The sequence below is a fragment of the Pseudarthrobacter sp. CC12 genome (genome assembly GCF_039907755.1).
GTDB classification, from domain to species: domain Bacteria; phylum Actinomycetota; class Actinomycetes; order Actinomycetales; family Micrococcaceae; genus Arthrobacter; species Arthrobacter niigatensis.
This window is the reverse complement of the sequence record NZ_JARDJH010000005.1, coordinates 124,413-140,116: the sequence shown is the minus strand read 5'-3', so window position 1 is coordinate 140,116 and position 15,704 is coordinate 124,413. Positions and strand designations below refer to the sequence as shown.

The window sequence follows — 15,704 nt, the reverse complement described above, 5'->3', positions numbered from 1 at the left end:
GAAAAGTTGTTGCGGCGCTGGGTCCGCTATCGCTGCGGAAGCCGGGCCGCAAGCTCGGCGGCAGCCTCCTGCAGCAGGGGAACATGGGCGATCAGGTCCTCAAGGTCCAGCCGGAAGACGGGAACAGCCGTGGCCAGTGACGCGAAGGCGTGGCCTTGGCTGTTCAGCAGCGGGACGGCAACCGCCCGCATGCCGGCCTCATTCTCTTCATCCATGACGGCGTAGCCCTGCCGGCGGACCTGGGCAATCTCGGCCCTGAACGCCTCCCGGTCCGTGATGGACTTCCCGGTCAGCGGCTCAAGCGGCAACTCCGCGAGGAGCTTTTCGCGCTCCCCGTCCTCGGCGAATGCCACCAGGGCCTTCCCGACGGCGGTGGTGGACAAAGATCCCAGATGGCCGGGGTCGCTGGTCACCCGGAAGATCTGCGGGCCATCCACTTTGCTGACAGTGAGGTGGTGGAGGCCGTCCCGGACGCTGAGGATGGTTGCTTCGCCGGTTTCGGCAGTCACCCTGCGCAATACCGGCATGGCCGTACCGGCGAAACCGTGGTGGTTGGAAACACGCTGGCCCAGCTGGAAGATCCGGAGGCCGAGGTGGTAGCGGCGGCCATCCGGCTCATAGTCCACGAATCCGTCGCGCGCCAGCGATCCGAGCAGCCGGTAGGTAGTGCTGAACGGCAGTTCCGCCCGGCGGGATATGTCGGCGGCACTTGCACCACGGGGCTCCTCCCCCAGCAGCACCAGCAGTCCCAGGGCTTTGCCCACCATGTCCGTCCGGTCCGCCGCCTTCTTTGTCCCCACCTTCTTCCCACCCTCGGGCTCTTCGGCCAGCGCGGCAGGGTCCGGCTGAACGTCGTCGTTCATTGTGGCTTGGTTCACACTCATGCTTCGATATTGCCACAATGTGAGAGCTATTTCTAGATGGTGATTATTTTCTTGACAGGTGACCATCCTCACAGTCATAGTTTCTGTATCGCACAAGTAGCTCCCACCATGTGGCTACCCTTGCCGGGTCTTTCCACCGGACTCCAGCCGCATCGCCGCCCGCACCAAGGCAACGGCGGCTGCGACCCCCAGATCCATCCGCGACAATGTCGTCACACCAAAGGAACACCATGAGCCAGACACTTCCGTCCGCCGGGGCGGGTGCCCTCACCTCCGGCGGGACGCCCAAGAAGGCAGCCCTCGCCAGCTTCCTCGGCAGCGCCGTCGAGTATTACGACTTCTTCATCTTCGGCTCCGCAGCCGCACTGATCTTCCCCAAGGTCTTCTTCCCCGACGCCGACACCAATGCGGCCATCATGTCCTTTGCGACGTTCGGCTTCGCCTACGTGGCCCGGCCGGTGGGCGCCATCATCCTGGGCCACTTCGGCGACCGCGTGGGCCGCCGCAAGGTGCTGATGTTCACGCTGTTGCTGATGGGCGCCTCCACCTTCGTGATCGGCTGCCTGCCGGACTTCAAGACCGTCGGCTGGTGGGCTCCCGTCCTGCTGGTGCTCGCCCGCCTCTGCCAGGGCCTCTCGGCCGCAGGCGAGCAAGCCGGCGCCTCCTCCATGACCCTCGAGCACGCTCCGGACAACCGCCGTTCCTTCTTCACCTCCTGGACCCTCACCGGCACCCAGGGCGGCCAGATCCTCGCAGCCCTGGTGTTCATCCCCGTCCTGGCCCTGCCGGATGAGATCAAGTTCGGCATCGGCTGGCGCATCCCGTTCTGGCTCAGCGCCGTGGTGGTGGTGGTGGCGTTCCTGATCCGCCGCACCCTGCACGAACCGCCCGCCTTCGAAGAAGCACGCAAGACCGCCCAGATCGCCAAGCTGCCCGTCGCCGACCTGCTCAAGGGCCACTGGCGCGACGTCCTCCGCGTCATCTGCTGCGCGTTCATCGCCGCCGTCTCTACCGTGTTCGGCACCCTGGCCATCAGCTACGCCAAGACCGTGGCCGGCGTGGACGGCACCACCACCCTGTGGCTCGTCGTGGGTGCAAACCTGGTGGCCCTGGGCACGCAGCCGCTCTTCGGGATGCTGGCAGACAAGATCGGCCGCAAGCCCGTCTTCATCTACGGCGCCGTGGCCAGTGCAATCCTCACCCCGGTGTTCCTGCTCAGCCTGGAGTCCGGCAGCATCCCCCTGATGTTCCTGGCCGCCATTGGCTACTTCTCCGGAGGCTACGCGGCAGCCAACGCCGTCTGGCCCTCCTTCTACGCCGAGATGTTCAGCACCAAGGTCCGCTTCTCCGGCCTGGCCATCGGCACGCAGCTCGGCTTCCTGATGGCAGGGTTCGCCCCGGCAATCGTTGCGGCCATGGGTGGCATCAAGCCCGGCGGCTGGGTGCAGATCAGCATCTTCACCGCCATCATCTGCGCCGTTGCAGCAGTGTCCGCCCTGACGGCCCGGGAGTCCTTCCGGACGCCCACCAGGCTGCTCGGCCTGAAGTAGGCCGTCCGCCGCTTACAGACTGGCCCGGTTTCCAGGCCGGAGAGCCCGCCATTCCCCCAAATGGCGGGCTCTCCCCCATTAAAACTGGGCCGGCCTGGGGCTATCGGCCCGTCGCCAGCACCGAGGCGAGGTCGAAGTTCACCGGCTCCTCCAGCTGCGCGTAGGTGCAGGATTCCGGGTCCCGGTCCGGCCGCCAGCGGTTGAACTGGGCCGTGTGCCGGAACCTCTCGCCTTCCATGTGGTCGTAGCGGACCTCCACCACCAGTTCGGGCTTCAGGGGCACGAAGGACAGGTCCTTCCCGGCGCTCCAGCGGCTGCCCTCCGCGTTCCGCGGGGTCCGTTCGCCTTCCTCCTGCCTGGCCCAGGCCCAGGGGTGGTTATCAAAGCCCGTCACCAGCGGCTGCAGCTCCTGGAACAACTCCTGCCGCCGCTTCATCGGGAAGGCGCCGATCACACCCACGCTGGCCAGGCCGCCGTCGTCCTTGTACAAGCCCAGCAGCAGCGAGCCGATGGCGTCCGGCCCGCTCTTGTGCAGGCGGTAGCCGGCCACCACGCAGTCCGCGGTGCGCTCGTGCTTGACCTTGAACATCACCCTCTTGTCCGGCTCGTACCGGCCGTCCAGCCGCTTGGCCACGATGCCGTCCAGCCCGGCACCCTCGAACTGCTCGAACCACTGCCCGGCGGTGTCCTTGTCCGTGGTGGCTGCGGTGAGGTGGACGGGCGCCTTGCTGCCGGCGAGCGCCTTCTCCAGGGCGGCCCGCCGCTCCGCAAAGGGCCGGCCGGTGTAGTCGTCCCCACCCAGGGCCAGGAGGTCGAAGGCCACAAAGCTTGCGGGGGTCTGTTCCGCCAGCAGCTTCACGCGGCTGGCGGCAGGGTGGATGCGCTGCTGCAGCGTGTCGAAATCCAGCCGGTCCCCGGACGCCCCCACCAGGATGATCTCGCCGTCCACCACGCAGCGCGGGGGCAGGTTTTCCTTGAGCGCAGCCACCAGTTCCGGAAAGTAGCGGGTCATGGGTTTTTCGTTGCGGCTGCCGATCTCCAGGTCATCCCCGTCGCGGAAAATGATGGACCGGAAGCCGTCCCACTTGGGTTCGTAACTGAGGCCTCCGCTGCCGGGGATGCCATCGATGCCGCTGACGGCCTTGGCGAGCATGGGCGGGACGGGCGGCATCACGGGAAGTTCCATGTGCCCATTCTTGCCCGGCCGGCGCCCCGGGCGGTAGGGCGGCGCGCCCGCTTCAGGCCGCCAGCAGCCACACCACCAGCACCAGCACCGGCGCAGCGGCGGCCGTGGAGAGCAGGATGGTCTCCCGCGCCACCGCCACCCCGCGCCCGTACTTGCTGGCGAACAGGAACACGTTCTGGGCCGAGGGCAGCGCGGCCATGAGCACCACACCCAGGAGCATGTGGTGGTCCAGGTTGAACAGGAAGCGTCCGACGACGAATGCCACGGCAGGCATCACAGCGGACTTCAGCGCCGTGGCAGTGAGGATCTCGGCCGTGTGCCCGCCGCTCCGGAGCATCCTGGTGCCGCGCAGCGACATGCCGAAGGCCAGCAGCACCACCGGGACAGCCGCACCGCCCAGCAGGGTCAGCGGCGCCATCACCGGGGCGGGCAACTCCACGTGGAACGTTGCCAGGACCACGCCGAGGAGCGAGGCGATGATCATGGGGTTGCGGAAGGGCTGCGTGAGCATCAGCCGCGGCGAGAACCGGCCGGCTTCCGAGAGGTCCAGCAGGGTCAGGACCAGGGGGGCGAACAGGAGGAGCTGGACCAGCAGGACCGGGGCCACCGGGGTGGCGTCCCCCACGGCATAGAGCGTGATGGGGATGCCGATGTTGTTGGCGTTGACGTAGGAGCCGGCCATGGCACCCACCGCAGTCTCGGCAAGTGGCCGCCGGAACCAGATCCGGCTGGCGGCCACGTAGAGGAGCGCAGTTGCCGCCGCCGTGATCATGGCCAGCGGAACATAGGCGGAAAAGACCACGGACAGGTCTGACTTGAGCACCACGGTGAACAGCAGGACCGGGTTGGTGATGAAGAAGGCGGTGCGGGTCAGTGCGTTGATGGTGGGTTCATCGCCCAGGCCACAGCGCGCAGCAAGATATCCGACGGCAATGACGACGCCGATCACCGCCAGTCCGACCAGCACACCGCCCACGTGGGGTACTTCCTTCCCGTTCCGCCGTGCACCACCGCAGGAAGGCAGTACTACAAGTTCACAACTTATCGAATAGGGAGCGCTGTGCCAGCAGGCGTCCACGGACTGGCCTTCCCCGCCGCCCGCCGCCCGTGCTGTGTGAAAAGATCAACCATGCGCGCCATGCAACACTCCAGCAAACTCCGGAATGTCCGCTATGAACTTCGCGGCCCCATCCATGAGGCGGCGAAGAACATGGAGGCCGAGGGGCACCGGATCCTCAAGATGAACCTCGGTGACACTGCGCCTTTCGGGCTGGAAGCGCCGGAGTCCGTGGTGGTGGACATGATCCACCACCTGCGCGGCGCCCAGGGGTACAGCGATTCGAAGGGCATCTTCACGGCGCGGACAGCCATTTCGCAGTACTACCAGACCCGGGGCCTCATGAACATCGGGGTCGAGGACATCGTCATCGGCAACGGCGTCAGCGAATTGATCTCCATGTGCCTCCAGGCGTTCATGGAGAACGGCGACGAAATCCTGGTCCCCGCGCCGGACTACCCCCTGTGGACCGCCGCCGTGACCCTGACCGGCGGCAAGGCCGTGCACTACATCTGTGACGAGGCCGAGAACTGGTGGCCGGACCTGGCCGACGTGGAAGCAAAGATCACCAGCCGCACCAAGGGCATTGTGATCATCAATCCGAACAACCCCACCGGCGCCGTCTACCCCCGGCACATCCTCGAACAGTTCGCCGGCCTGGCCCGGAAGCACAACCTGGTCCTGTTCTCCGACGAGATCTACGAGAAAGTGCTCTACGGCGATGCCACGCACATCCACACCGCGGCCGTGGCCGAGGACGTCTGCTGCCTGACCTTCAGTGGCCTGTCCAAGGCCTACAGGATGCCTGGCTACCGTGCCGGCTGGGTGGCCGTCACCGGTCCACTGGCCGCCACCGCCGCCTACCGTGAAGCCCTGGAACTGCTGGCGTCGCTGCGCCTGTGCGCCAACGTTCCCGCGCAGCACGCCATCCAGACCTGCCTGGGCGGGTACCAGAGCATCGACGCGCTGGTGAAGCCCGGCGGCCGGCTGCGCGAACAGCGGGACCTGGCCCACAAGCTCCTCACTGCCATTCCCGGCGTGACGTGCGTCCCGGCGTCGGGCGCCATGTACCTGTTCCCGCGCCTGGACCCGGACCTGTACCCGATCGAGAGCGACGAGAAGTTTGTCCTGGACCTGCTCCGGGACCAAAAGATCCTGGTCTCCCACGGGTCGGCCTTCAACTGGCCGGCGCCGGACCACTTCCGCTTCGTCATCCTCCCCTCGGTGTTGGACATCGAGGAAGCCGTCCGGAGGATTTCCACGTTCCTGGCGGCCTACCGCGGCGGGGCGGCAGCCTGAAACCGGGGCGGCGCGAAGAACTAACCGCGCCCTAACCGCTGGGAAACCGGCACGCAACATTCGCGGCCCACACTTGGTATTGCAGGCAAGAGCCCGCACCAGCTCCAGCCAGGAGGCCCCGCGATGTTGAAGAAGGCGACCACGCATGTAACACGAGTCCGCGCCCTGGACCAGCTCCACCGCGGCGACGAAATCGAAGCCCGCCTTTCGGTGGGGCCCTCCTACGACGACGTGGTGATCCGCCGCGGCAGCGTGCAGGAGACAGCTCCCGGCATCGGCGTGGTCTGGATCCTGGACCGCATCAGCGGGGTGCGGAAGGCTATCAATACGGACGAGTGCAGCGTTTGGCGGGTGGCATAGCCGGTCCGGGAAGACGGCTGCGGGCGTAGTCAGGAAGGACTGTCCGCAACCTGTTCCTGCTGCCGGAGCGCGAGCGAATGCAGCCACTCGATGCTGGCGTCCGTTACCGGATGGGCGGTCCCGAGCGACTCCAGGAACTCCCGCACCCCAACCATCTCCGCCTCCCTCCGGACGGCATGCAGCCGCGTCCCCTCAAGCATCCGCGCCACCAGCGCGTCGCCTGACGGGCCAAGTTCCGCTGCGATCTGGCTGATGATCCAGTCCTTTGCCCCTGCCGCCTCGGCGGCCGTGACCGCCTCCAGGACGGATGCGGCCAGTCCCTTCATGAACACGCTGCGGAGCAGCTTCCGGCCGGCGGCAGCACCGGCTTCGCCGCCTGCGCCGGCCGCCGGGATACCCCATCCGGTGAAGAGTGACAGCAGGGCATCAGCCCCCGTGCCGCTAATCAGCAGGGGCGAATTGATCCGCCCGCGGGGAACGGGCGCCAGGATGGCGACGTCGGCGAAAAGGACTCCGCTCCTGGCGGCCCGTTCCGCCAACTGCCGCTTTTGGCCCGGTGCCGCGGTGTTCAGGTCCGCGAAGACGGCTTCCGGGTCCATGGCGGCCAGCGCCTCCGCAAGGACGGCTTCCGCCGCGCCGGCACCCACCAGGCTGATCACCAGGCCGGCGCCGGCCACCGCTTCGCTGATTCCAGGGGCCTGCAGCACCCCCGGCGGAACTGCCTGGACCACCGGATCCGTCCCCGTCACCCGCAGTCCACGGCCGGCCAGGTCCTCGGCGTAGATGCTCCCGGCTTCTCCCAGGCCCAGGACGGCGACAGCGGGGCCGGCCGTTCCCACCGGCCTATCGGGCACCGGCGGCAGCGGTCCGCCAGCCGCCGTGGTACTCAGTGCGGGCTGTCACCGCGTAGGGGGCGGGGCTGACGACGGCCCGGACACTGATTTGTTCATGTGGTTCCACGGTAGTCTTCCGGGACCCTCCGTCGGGTTCGCCCCAGACAACCCGCACCTCGGTACCGATCTCCACGTTGGGGTCTACCGTGGCCAGCGAGAGGCCGCGGCGTTCGTTGGCCGTCACGCCGGTGAAGAGCGACAGGCCCACCCCCGTCCCGTCGGCGTCGATGACGGAGTCGTAGTTGGAGGACCCGTAGTTGGCGTTGGGGACGTCGAAGAACTGGTAGCCGGGCTTATCCCGGTCCAGGAACGACGCCCAGATGGCGGCCAGGTCCTCGTCGTTCCAGGCGAGGGTGACTTTTTTCCGCTGCGCAGCAGGGTCGACCCCCTGGAGGGCGTCGCGGCCAATGAAGTCGTGATCGAATTTCACGAAGGAGCCGTAGCCCAGTTCCCAGGGGGTGAGGTAGTAGTCCTCGATGTTGCCGGAGACAAACGAGCCGGCGAGCGCGTTGACCGCTTCATAGCTGGTTGCCGGCAGCCATTGGCGGTAGGCGCGCTCGGCGTCGCTGCTGTAGATTGCCGGCAGCGGCGAGGGGATCCAGCCCGATTCCAGTGTGTTCGAGGAGTAGGCCCGCGACCCGCACGGTTCCAGCCCGAACTCAGCCCCCGCCTCGAGCACGGCATCACGGATTTTTCCGTGCTGTTCGTAGGGTCCCCAGATTTCAAGCCCCGGCGCTCCCGCCATGCCGTGGCGCAGAGTCCGCACCTGTTCCCCGGCGATGCCCAGGTGGCCCATGTGGAAGAACTTCACCTGCTCCAGGGTTCCGCCGTTGAGTTTCTCGATGATCTGCCAGGCGCTGGGGCCCTGGATCTGGAAGCGGTAGTACTTACGGCTGACCGGCTGTCCGTACGGGCGCGACGGCGACCTGTCGTCGTAGGTGCATTCGACGTCGTACCCGCCTGTTTCGGCGTGGAACTGGAGCCAGTTCGCAGCCGGCGCGCGGCCCACGTAGACAAACTCCTGGTCTTCCAGGTGGAACAGGATGCCGTCGCCGATCACCCCGCCGTTGGAGGCCGTGGGGACGAACTGTTTGGCGGTGTTGACCGGGAAGTTGGCGAAGCTGTTGATGCCGGTGTCCGAGAAGAGCTTCAGGGCATCAGGCCCCTTTACGAAGAAGTTGACCATGTGGTGGGACTGGTCGTAGAGCACCGCGGTTTCGCGCCACGCGCGCTGCTCGCGCCGCCAGTTGGTGAATTCTGCCGGGACCACGGGGTAGATGTAGGTGCCGAGTTGGGAATTGCGCAGCAGTTCGACGGTATTGCCCGCCGCATCGAGCACGTCCTGCAGGGATTTCGGGGCCATGGGCTGTTCTCCTTCGGTTCAATGGGTGGCGCGGTAGCTCTCGCGTGCGTATTGCACGAAGGGAGCGGGGGCGACGGTGGCTCGGATGGGGACCTGCCGGTGGGGTTCCACCTGCAGTTTGGCGGAGTTGGGCTCTTCGCCCCAGAGCACGGTGACCTGGGCGCCGTCTTCCAGTCCCTCCACCGCCGCCAGGGAAACAAAAGAGTGCTCGTTGGCGATGTAGCCGCAGTCAAAGGACTGGCCCACCGTGTCGCCGTCCTGGAGCACCCGGTCCACCTGGAAGAGGGCATAGCGGGCCTTGGGCAGGTCGATGTATTTGGCGGGGAGGCCGGGACGCAGGATGGAACCCATCACGTCCTGGACGTCGTCGGGGTTCCAGACGAGTGTCACCTTGCGGCGGGAGGAGGTGCGGGAGAGCGCTTCCAGCGCCTCCCGCCCCACGAAGTCGTGGTCGAACGCGATGGAGCGGCCGTACCCGAGCTCGTACGGGGTCAGGAAGTAGTCCTCGATGTCCGCTGAATCGAAACTCCCGCCCAGTGAACCGGCCGCCGAAGCCGGAAGCCATTCGCGGTAGCCGCGCAACCGTTCGTCCGTGAAGACCGCCGGCACGGGCGAGGGCACCCAGCCGGACTCAAGGTTCGCCGTCGAATAGCCTTTTGCCCCCACCTGGGTCAGGCCGAACTCCCCGCCGGCCTGAAGCAGCGCGTCCCTGACGCGTCCGCCCTCTGCCCAGGGGCCGAACAGCTCAAAGCCGGGCTGTCCGGCCATGCCGTGCCGGATGGCCCGGACCTGCAGTCCGGCGATGGGGAGGTGCCCCATGTGGAAGAACCCGAGTTGCGGCACCGGGGCGCCGGTGAGTTTTTCGACGATGGCCATGGCGGTGGGCCCCTGGAGCTCGTAGCGGAACAGGCGGGGGTCACCGGGGCGGACGATCGAGTTTCCGTCCCGGGAAACTTCAACGTCGTGGCCTCCGGTTTCGGCGTGGTACTGCACCCAGTCGATGGCCATCGGGTGGCCCACCAGGTTGAAGGACTGTTCGTCAAGATGTGCCAAAATGGCGTCGCCGATGAGCTGCCCTGAATGGTTCACCGCGATGAACTGCTTGGCACGGTCCACGGGAAAGTTCGCGAAAGAGTTCACCGCGAGCCCGCGCAGCAGCCCCTCCGCGTCGGGCCCGGAGAGGAAGAGATCGGTCATGTGGTGGGACTGGTCCAGGAGGGCGCAGGCCGTACGCCAGGAATTCTGCTCGGAGCGCCAGTTGCTGAACTCCGCCCGCACGGGAAAAACGTGGGGGCTGGCCGGGGAATCACGTAGAAGCTGGACCGGTGAAGCGCCCAGGTCCAGCGCTTCCTGCAAAGTCCCTGTCACTGTGAAATGCCTGTCACTGCGAACTCCATCGTTCGGTCCACGGCGGAGGGCAGCCCGGGACGTCCAGTACCAACACGATTGCTAACAAAATTGTATCGGATGTCTTGACCAAAGTTCCAGAGCGTGGTTTTCTGGCACTGTCCGCCGGAAAGGACTGACCATGGGCCGTCCAGGCACCATGCCCGCCGTGGAACGCGAGGGTGCACATGCCGGGTACAGAGGGGATCCCCTGCCTCCTCATGCGGGGCGGGACCTCCAAGGGTGCGTTGTTTTTGGCCTCGGACCTGCCTGCCGACCCCGCAGAACGCGACGACCTGCTGTTGCGGATCATGGGCTCGCCTGATCCCCGCCAGGTGGACGGACTGGGTGGGGCGCACCCCTTGACCAGCAAGGTTGCCGTCATCTCGCCGTCTCCGGACGCCGGCGCGGACGTGGACTACCTGTTCCTCCAGGTCGCCGTGGACACCGCACTGGTCAGCAGCCGGCAGAACTGCGGGAACATCCTTGCGGCCGTCGGGCCCTTCGCCGTGGAGCGGGGCCTGGTGCAGCCGGCCGACGGCCAGACCGAGGTGCGCATCCGGATGCTGAACACGGGCAGCATGGCCACGGCGCGGTTTGCCACCCCCGGCGGGGTGGTGGATTACGACGGCGGCCCGGCGGCAGGCGGGGCGGTGGCCATCGACGGGGTTCCAGGTACGGCGGCAGCCATCCGGCTCAATTTCGAAGGCACCGCGGGATCTTCGACCGGTGCCCTGTTTCCCACAGGCCACGTCATGGACCGCGCGGACGGGGTGGACCTCACGTGCGTTGACAACGGAATGCCCACCGTCCTGATGCGCGCCGCCGACCTGGGCGTCGCCGGGGACGAGGCCCCCGCAGACCTTGAGGCCAATGCAGGCCTGGCACAACGGTTGGCCGGGCTCCGCCTCGCCGCGGCGGACCTGATGGGCATGGGCGATGTCAGCGCTGCCACCGTGCCCAAGCTGGTGCTGCTGGCGCCGCCGCGGGAGGGGGGTGCCATCGCCACCCGCAGCTTCCTTCCCGTCCGGGTCCACACCTCCATCGGCGTGCTGGGAGCACTCACCGTGGCGGCCGGAGTACTGGCCGAAGGATCGGTGGGCCACGGCCTGGGCGTCCTTCCTTCACCGGGAGAACCCTTCCGGGTGGAACACCCCAGCGGGCACTTCGACGTCGAGGTGTCCATCGAGGCCACCCCGGACGGCTACACCGTGACCCGCTCAACCGCCCTCAGGACGGCACGGAAGATTTTCGATGGACGCGTTTTCCCGCGCCCCTGACGCCTGCACAACGACCCCCTTTAGAGAGGACAGCTTCATGACCGGGTATACCTCGTTCGACGTCGCCCACCTGGGAAACGTGGAACTGCTGACCCCCGTCTTCGAGGAAAGCCTGTGGTTCTTCCGCGACCTGCTCGCCATGCGCGTCGTGGCGGAGACCAGCAGCGCCGGCACGAAGTCCGCCTACCTTCGCACCTGGGACGAATACCAGCTCTACACCGTCAAACTCACCGCCTCGGCCGATGCCGGTGTCGGGCGAACCACCTTCCGGGCCACCAGCCAGGAGGCACTGGAGCGCCGGGTCGCCGCCATCGAAGCCACCGGCCTGGGCATCGGCTGGGAAGACGGTGAAGTGGGAACCGGGCCCACCTATTCCTTCCGGGACCCCGACGGGCACCTCTTGGGCATCTATTACGAAACCGAACGGTACGTGGCCACGGACGACAAACCCGCCCTGAAGAACCAGGCCTCGGCCTTCCCCGGCCGGGGAGTCAACGCCCGGCGGCTGGACCACATCAATTTCCTGGCCAAGGACGTGGTGGCCAACGGGGAGTTCGTGGCCCAGGCGCTGTGCGGGCGGGAGAGTGAGCGCATCCGGCTCGACGACGGCGGATACGCCGCCTGGTGGTTCCACTTCAACAACAAGTCCTACGACATCGTGTATTCCGACGACTGGCTCAAGCACGGCAACCGGCTCCACCACGTGGCGTTCGCCCCCGATACCCGCGAGGACATCCTGAAGGCCGCGGACATCTTCCTTGAAAACGGCATCCACATCGAGTCCGGACCGCATAAGCACGCCATCAACCAGACGTTCTTCCTGTATGTCTGGGAGCCCGGCGGCAACCGGATCGAACTGGCCAACGCCGGCGCCCGCCTGCTGCTGGACCCGGACTCGCCCGTGGTCGAGTGGAGCCAGGAGGAGCGCCGCAAAGGGCAGGCCTGGGGCATGAAAACCATCGAGACGTTCCATACGCACGGAACGCCGAACGTCAGCCAGTGAGAAAATTAAAGGATCCCGGCAGTACCGCACAGAGAGGTGCATCATCATGACCAACACAGTGGACACGTCGGCCCCGGTGACCACCGGCCTCTTCATCGGAGGCACCGAGCGCCAGGCCGCCGCCACCATGGAGATTGCCGATCCCGGCAAGCCCGGCAGAGTGGTGGGCCACGCCGCGGCCGCCGGGCCGTCCGACGTCCAGGATGCCATCGCCGCGGCAAAGGCGGCCTTCCCCGGATGGGCTGCCCTGGGGGCTCAGGAGCGAGCGGACCGGATGCGGCAGGCGCTGGAAGGCATTGCGGACTTCCGCGATGAGGATGCCGCCATCCTTTCGCAGGAAAACGGCAAGATCCGCATGGAAGCCTGGGTGGACTCGCTGGTGTTCGAGATCAGGTGGAACCTCGCGCTGGAACTGGCTCCCGACGTCGACACCGCCAAGACGCTGCCGCCCGCGCCCGGCATTCCCGTCTCCACGTCTGTCACCTTCCAGCCCCTGGGCGTGGTGACGGTCATCGTGCCCTTCAACTGGCCCATTGCCATCCTCGCGGCCTCGCTGCCGCACGCACTGCTGGCAGGGAACACGGCAATCGTTAAGCCGCCGCCCACCGCGCCGCTGGCAACCACGCGCGTGGTCCAGCGGATTGCCGAAAAGCTTCCGCCAGGGGTGCTGAACGTGGTGACCGGCAAGGACGCGGACATGGCCGAACTCATCACCAGCCCGGACATTGCCAAGGTCTGCTTCACGGGAAGCGTGGGCGGCGGCAAGCGCATCATGGAAATGGCCGCGAAGTCCCTCACCCGCGTGACGCTTGAACTCGGCGGGAACGACGCCGCCGTCATCCTCCAGGACGCGGTCCTTGACGACACCCACCTGGACCGGCTCTATGCCGCCATCTTCGACACCACCGGCCAGATCTGCATGAACGCAAAGCGGGTCTACGTGCACCGTTCGCGCCTGGACGAGGTGGTGGACGGGCTCTCGCAGCGGCTTGGAAAGGCGGTCATCGGCTACGGGCTCGACGACGGGACCACCATGGGTCCGCTGCACTCCCCCGTGCAGAAAGCCTTCGTGGCCGAACTCATCGAGGAGGCCAAGGAAGCGGGCGCCGATGTCAGGGAGTTCGGCACCCTTCCCTCGGACCCTGAACTGCACGGCGGGAACTTCCTGCGCCCGGCATTGGTCATCGATCCGGACCCCTCGCTGCGGGTTGTCACCCAGGAACAGTTCGGGCCCGTGATCCCCCTGATCCCGTTCGACACGGAGGACGAGGCGGTGGAAGCGGCGAACGCCTCCTGGGCGGGCCTGTGCGGTTCGGTGTGGACCGCCGACCCGGCAGCGGCCGACCGCGTGGGCGGCAGGCTGGTCTGCGGCTACGTCTGGGTGAACGACCACGGCGCAACCCGCCTGGACCTGCGCGCACCTTTCGGCGGCATGAAGCAGTCCGGCATGGGCCGGGAACAGGGCATCGAAGGGGTCCGGGCCTTCCAGGACACCCGCGCCATCGCCCATCTCGAACCGGGCGCAGCCGAAGGGTAGGGCCTGCGGACGGCCGGCAAGCAAGAAGGGATCAGCAATCCCCGAATAGCTATCGACATTACCTATGCTCATAGGTAATCTTGGAAGCGGGTGCACCGCTGCACCCGCCGAAAGGATGACCTGATGGCGACTCGAACCATGCCCGCCCCCAACCGGGCAGCATCCCTGGAACTCATCAAGAACTTCTCGCTGGAGATGACCGGCAAGGACATTCCTGCCCTCATCGAGGCAAAGGACGGCATTCCGCCGGGCACCCGCATCAACGTCACCTTCCTCGGCAACGAGGACCTGGAGATGCGGGTGGCCGCTGCCAAGGCCGCCCGGGACCTGGGGTTCATCCCGGTGCCGCACGTTTCGGCGCGCCGGCTGAAGTCGAAGGGCGACTTTGAGAAGTTCCTTGGGCGGCTCCAGGAGGTGGGCGCCGCCGAGCATCTTTTCGTGGTGGGCGGCGACCCCGCAGAACCGGAGGGCCCATACAGAGACTCCCTGGCACTGGTCAACACCGGGCTCCTGCAGCAGTACGGGGTTCGGGAGGTGGGAATCGGCGGGTATCCGGAAGGCCATCCGGACATCCGCAAGGAAGATCTCTGGCGTGCCCTGGCGGACAAGTCCGCAGCCCTCGCCGCGCAGGGGCTTAAGGCCTCCATCATCACGCAGTTCGCCTTCGACACGGCGCCGGTTGCCGCGTGGATCGACGAGGTCCGGGCCAGGGGCATCCAGGATCCCATCCGCGTAGGCACGCCCGGCCCGGCCGGAGTCAAGCGGCTCCTCGGTTTCGCTCGGCGCTTCGGCGTGGGAGCCAACGCCATGATCGTGAAGAAATACGGCTTCTCGCTGACCAACCTGATGGGCGACGCCGGCCCGGACCGGTTCGTCAACGATCTGGCCGCCGTACTGGCCGACCATGCACCGCGGCAGGACCACCAGCGTCCGGCGCAGGTAGGGCTTCACTTCTACACTTTTGGCGGCCTGCTGGCCACGGCCAACTGGGTCCGGCACTTCACCGAAGAGGGCTAGGGCGGCAAGCCATGGTCCTGCACACCGAATCCCGCAAGGACCAGTCCTGCCTGATCGTCCACGGGCCGGACCAGCCGGGCATCGTGGCTGCCGTAGCCGCCCTGGTGACCCGCAACAGGGGAAACATCGTGTCCCTGGACCAATACTCCAGTGATCCTTCGTCGGGTGATTTTTTCCAGCGTGTGGTCTTCAACCGGCCGGACCTGTCCGCCGCCATGCCCGGGATCGAGGCCGACCTCGCCCGGACGCTCACGCCCCTGGGGCTGACCTGGACGCTGACCGACCGCTCCATCCCCAAACGCATGGCCATCCTGGTCTCCACCTCAGACCACTGCCTGCTCGAACTCCTGTGGCGGCACCGGAGGGGCGAACTGCCGGTGACCATCCCCATGGTGATCTCAAACCATACCAACACGGCGGAGGACGTGCGGTCCTTTGGTGTCCCGTTCTTCCACGTCCCTTCCGCCGGTCCGGACAAGGGCGCGGCCGAAGCCCAGATCCTGAAGCTGCTGGAAGGGAACGTGGACTTCGTGGTGCTGGCCCGGTACATGCAGATCCTGTCCCCCGGATTCCTGGACGCGGTTGGCGTACCGCTGATCAACATCCACCATTCCTTCCTGCCCGCGTTTGTGGGCGCCGCCCCCTACCGCAAGGCGAAGGACCGGGGCGTCAAGCTGATTGGCGCCACCTCGCACTACGTGACCAAGGACCTGGACGAGGGGCCCATCATCGAACAGGATGTGGCCCGCGTGACACACGCCCACTCGGCGCAGGACCTGCAGGCGCGGGGCGCCTACGTGGAACGCGCGGTGCTCTCCCGCGCCGTCCAGTGGCATGCCGAAGACCGGGTCATCCGGCACGGCAACCAGACCATCGTCTTCTGAGACCC

14 protein-coding genes are annotated in these 15,704 nt (G+C 66.8%); 8 read left to right on the top strand and 6 right to left on the bottom strand.

Translation table 11 applies throughout. The features are described 5' to 3' along the window. Positions 1 to 26: 26 nt before the first annotated feature. Complete coding sequence (locus PV772_RS06225) at positions 27 to 884, bottom strand: IclR family transcriptional regulator (protein ID WP_168223193.1); 858 nt, start codon at positions 882 to 884, stop codon at positions 27 to 29. A gap of 230 nt (positions 885 to 1,114) precedes the next feature. Here PV772_RS06225 and PV772_RS06220 point away from each other — a divergent pair, with 230 nt between their 5' ends. Beyond that, entirely contained in the window at positions 1,115 to 2,434 is a 1,320-nt protein-coding gene (locus PV772_RS06220; RefSeq protein WP_141158891.1) for an MFS transporter, read from the top strand. 100 nt (positions 2,435 to 2,534) lie between these two features. Here PV772_RS06220 and PV772_RS06215 read toward each other — a convergent pair whose 3' ends face one another. Next, positions 2,535 to 3,620, bottom strand: coding sequence for an ATP-dependent DNA ligase (locus tag PV772_RS06215; protein ID WP_141182794.1), 1,086 nt, complete (start codon positions 3,618 to 3,620; stop codon positions 2,535 to 2,537). A 52-nt stretch (positions 3,621 to 3,672) separates the two neighbouring features. Next, positions 3,673 to 4,596, bottom strand: coding sequence for an AEC family transporter (locus PV772_RS06210; protein WP_347885654.1), 924 nt, complete (start codon positions 4,594 to 4,596; stop codon positions 3,673 to 3,675). Between the two features lie 153 nt (positions 4,597 to 4,749). Between PV772_RS06210 and PV772_RS06205 the strand changes: the two genes are divergently transcribed. Together PV772_RS06205 and PV772_RS06200 are read left to right on the top strand one after the other, a co-directional pair. Further along, positions 4,750 to 5,976 carry a pyridoxal phosphate-dependent aminotransferase gene (locus tag PV772_RS06205; protein ID WP_347885653.1) on the top strand — a complete coding sequence of 409 codons (1,227 nt, stop codon included), beginning with the start codon at positions 4,750 to 4,752 and terminating at the stop codon, positions 5,974 to 5,976. A 123-nt stretch (positions 5,977 to 6,099) separates the two neighbouring features. Next, on the top strand, positions 6,100 to 6,336 hold the full coding sequence (locus tag PV772_RS06200) for a hypothetical protein (RefSeq protein WP_141158887.1): 237 nt from the start codon (positions 6,100 to 6,102) through the stop codon (positions 6,334 to 6,336). A gap of 29 nt (positions 6,337 to 6,365) precedes the next feature. Here the strand turns inward: PV772_RS06200 and PV772_RS06195 are convergent, their stop codons facing one another. The 3 genes from PV772_RS06195 to PV772_RS06185 are packed head-to-tail and all read right to left on the bottom strand — an operon-like array spanning position 6,366 to position 9,960. Beyond that, positions 6,366 to 7,175 carry an NAD(P)-binding domain-containing protein gene (locus PV772_RS06195; RefSeq protein WP_307361094.1) on the bottom strand — a complete coding sequence of 270 codons (810 nt, stop codon included), beginning with the start codon at positions 7,173 to 7,175 and terminating at the stop codon, positions 6,366 to 6,368. 4 nt (positions 7,176 to 7,179) lie between these two features. Next, the gene (locus PV772_RS06190; protein ID WP_347885652.1) at positions 7,180 to 8,592 is read right to left on the bottom strand and encodes an aminomethyl transferase family protein; all 1,413 of its coding nucleotides are present in this window, start codon (positions 8,590 to 8,592) and stop codon (positions 7,180 to 7,182) included. An 18-nt stretch (positions 8,593 to 8,610) separates the two neighbouring features. After that, on the bottom strand, positions 8,611 to 9,960 hold the full coding sequence (locus tag PV772_RS06185) for an aminomethyl transferase family protein (protein ID WP_347885651.1): 1,350 nt from the start codon (positions 9,958 to 9,960) through the stop codon (positions 8,611 to 8,613). A gap of 206 nt (positions 9,961 to 10,166) precedes the next feature. Here PV772_RS06185 and PV772_RS06180 point away from each other — a divergent pair, with 206 nt between their 5' ends. From PV772_RS06180 to purU, 5 genes are all read left to right on the top strand, one after another. Next, positions 10,167 to 11,258, top strand: a complete 1,092-nt coding sequence (locus PV772_RS06180; protein ID WP_347885650.1) for a 4-oxalomesaconate tautomerase — start codon at positions 10,167 to 10,169, stop codon at positions 11,256 to 11,258. Between the two features lie 37 nt (positions 11,259 to 11,295). After that, a complete protein-coding gene (locus PV772_RS06175) occupies positions 11,296 to 12,261 on the top strand; it encodes a VOC family protein (RefSeq protein ID WP_307361088.1) in 966 nt (321 codons plus the stop codon). Positions 12,262 to 12,307: 46 nt separating this feature from the next. Then, the gene (locus tag PV772_RS06170; RefSeq protein WP_347885649.1) at positions 12,308 to 13,798 is read left to right on the top strand and encodes an aldehyde dehydrogenase family protein; all 1,491 of its coding nucleotides are present in this window, start codon (positions 12,308 to 12,310) and stop codon (positions 13,796 to 13,798) included. A 123-nt stretch (positions 13,799 to 13,921) separates the two neighbouring features. Next, positions 13,922 to 14,815 (top strand): methylenetetrahydrofolate reductase, encoded by an 894-nt coding sequence (locus PV772_RS06165; RefSeq protein WP_347885648.1) that lies wholly within the window; start codon positions 13,922 to 13,924, stop codon positions 14,813 to 14,815. Positions 14,816 to 14,826: 11 nt separating this feature from the next. After that, positions 14,827 to 15,699 carry a formyltetrahydrofolate deformylase gene (purU, locus tag PV772_RS06160; RefSeq protein ID WP_347885647.1) on the top strand — a complete coding sequence of 291 codons (873 nt, stop codon included), beginning with the start codon at positions 14,827 to 14,829 and terminating at the stop codon, positions 15,697 to 15,699. Positions 15,700 to 15,704 lie beyond the last annotated feature (5 nt).

Excerpts from the sequence above, each read along its gene's own strand:
- PV772_RS06165 (WP_347885648.1), top strand. The coding sequence starts at position 13,922 with ATGGCGACTCGAACCATGCCCGCCCCCAACCGGGCAGCATCCCTGGAA.
- PV772_RS06180 (WP_347885650.1), top strand. The coding sequence starts at position 10,167 with ATGCCGGGTACAGAGGGGATCCCCTGCCTCCTCATGCGGGGCGGGACC.
- PV772_RS06225 (WP_168223193.1), bottom strand. The coding sequence starts at position 884 with ATGAGTGTGAACCAAGCCACAATGAACGACGACGTTCAGCCGGACCCT.
- PV772_RS06175 (WP_307361088.1), top strand. The coding sequence starts at position 11,296 with ATGACCGGGTATACCTCGTTCGACGTCGCCCACCTGGGAAACGTGGAA.
- PV772_RS06200 (WP_141158887.1), top strand. The coding sequence starts at position 6,100 with ATGTTGAAGAAGGCGACCACGCATGTAACACGAGTCCGCGCCCTGGAC.
- purU (WP_347885647.1), top strand. The coding sequence starts at position 14,827 with ATGGTCCTGCACACCGAATCCCGCAAGGACCAGTCCTGCCTGATCGTC.
- PV772_RS06170 (WP_347885649.1), top strand. The coding sequence starts at position 12,308 with ATGACCAACACAGTGGACACGTCGGCCCCGGTGACCACCGGCCTCTTC.
- PV772_RS06190 (WP_347885652.1), bottom strand. The coding sequence starts at position 8,592 with ATGGCCCCGAAATCCCTGCAGGACGTGCTCGATGCGGCGGGCAATACC.
- PV772_RS06205 (WP_347885653.1), top strand. The coding sequence starts at position 4,750 with ATGCGCGCCATGCAACACTCCAGCAAACTCCGGAATGTCCGCTATGAA.
- PV772_RS06220 (WP_141158891.1), top strand. The coding sequence starts at position 1,115 with ATGAGCCAGACACTTCCGTCCGCCGGGGCGGGTGCCCTCACCTCCGGC.
- PV772_RS06215 (WP_141182794.1), bottom strand. The coding sequence starts at position 3,620 with ATGGAACTTCCCGTGATGCCGCCCGTCCCGCCCATGCTCGCCAAGGCC.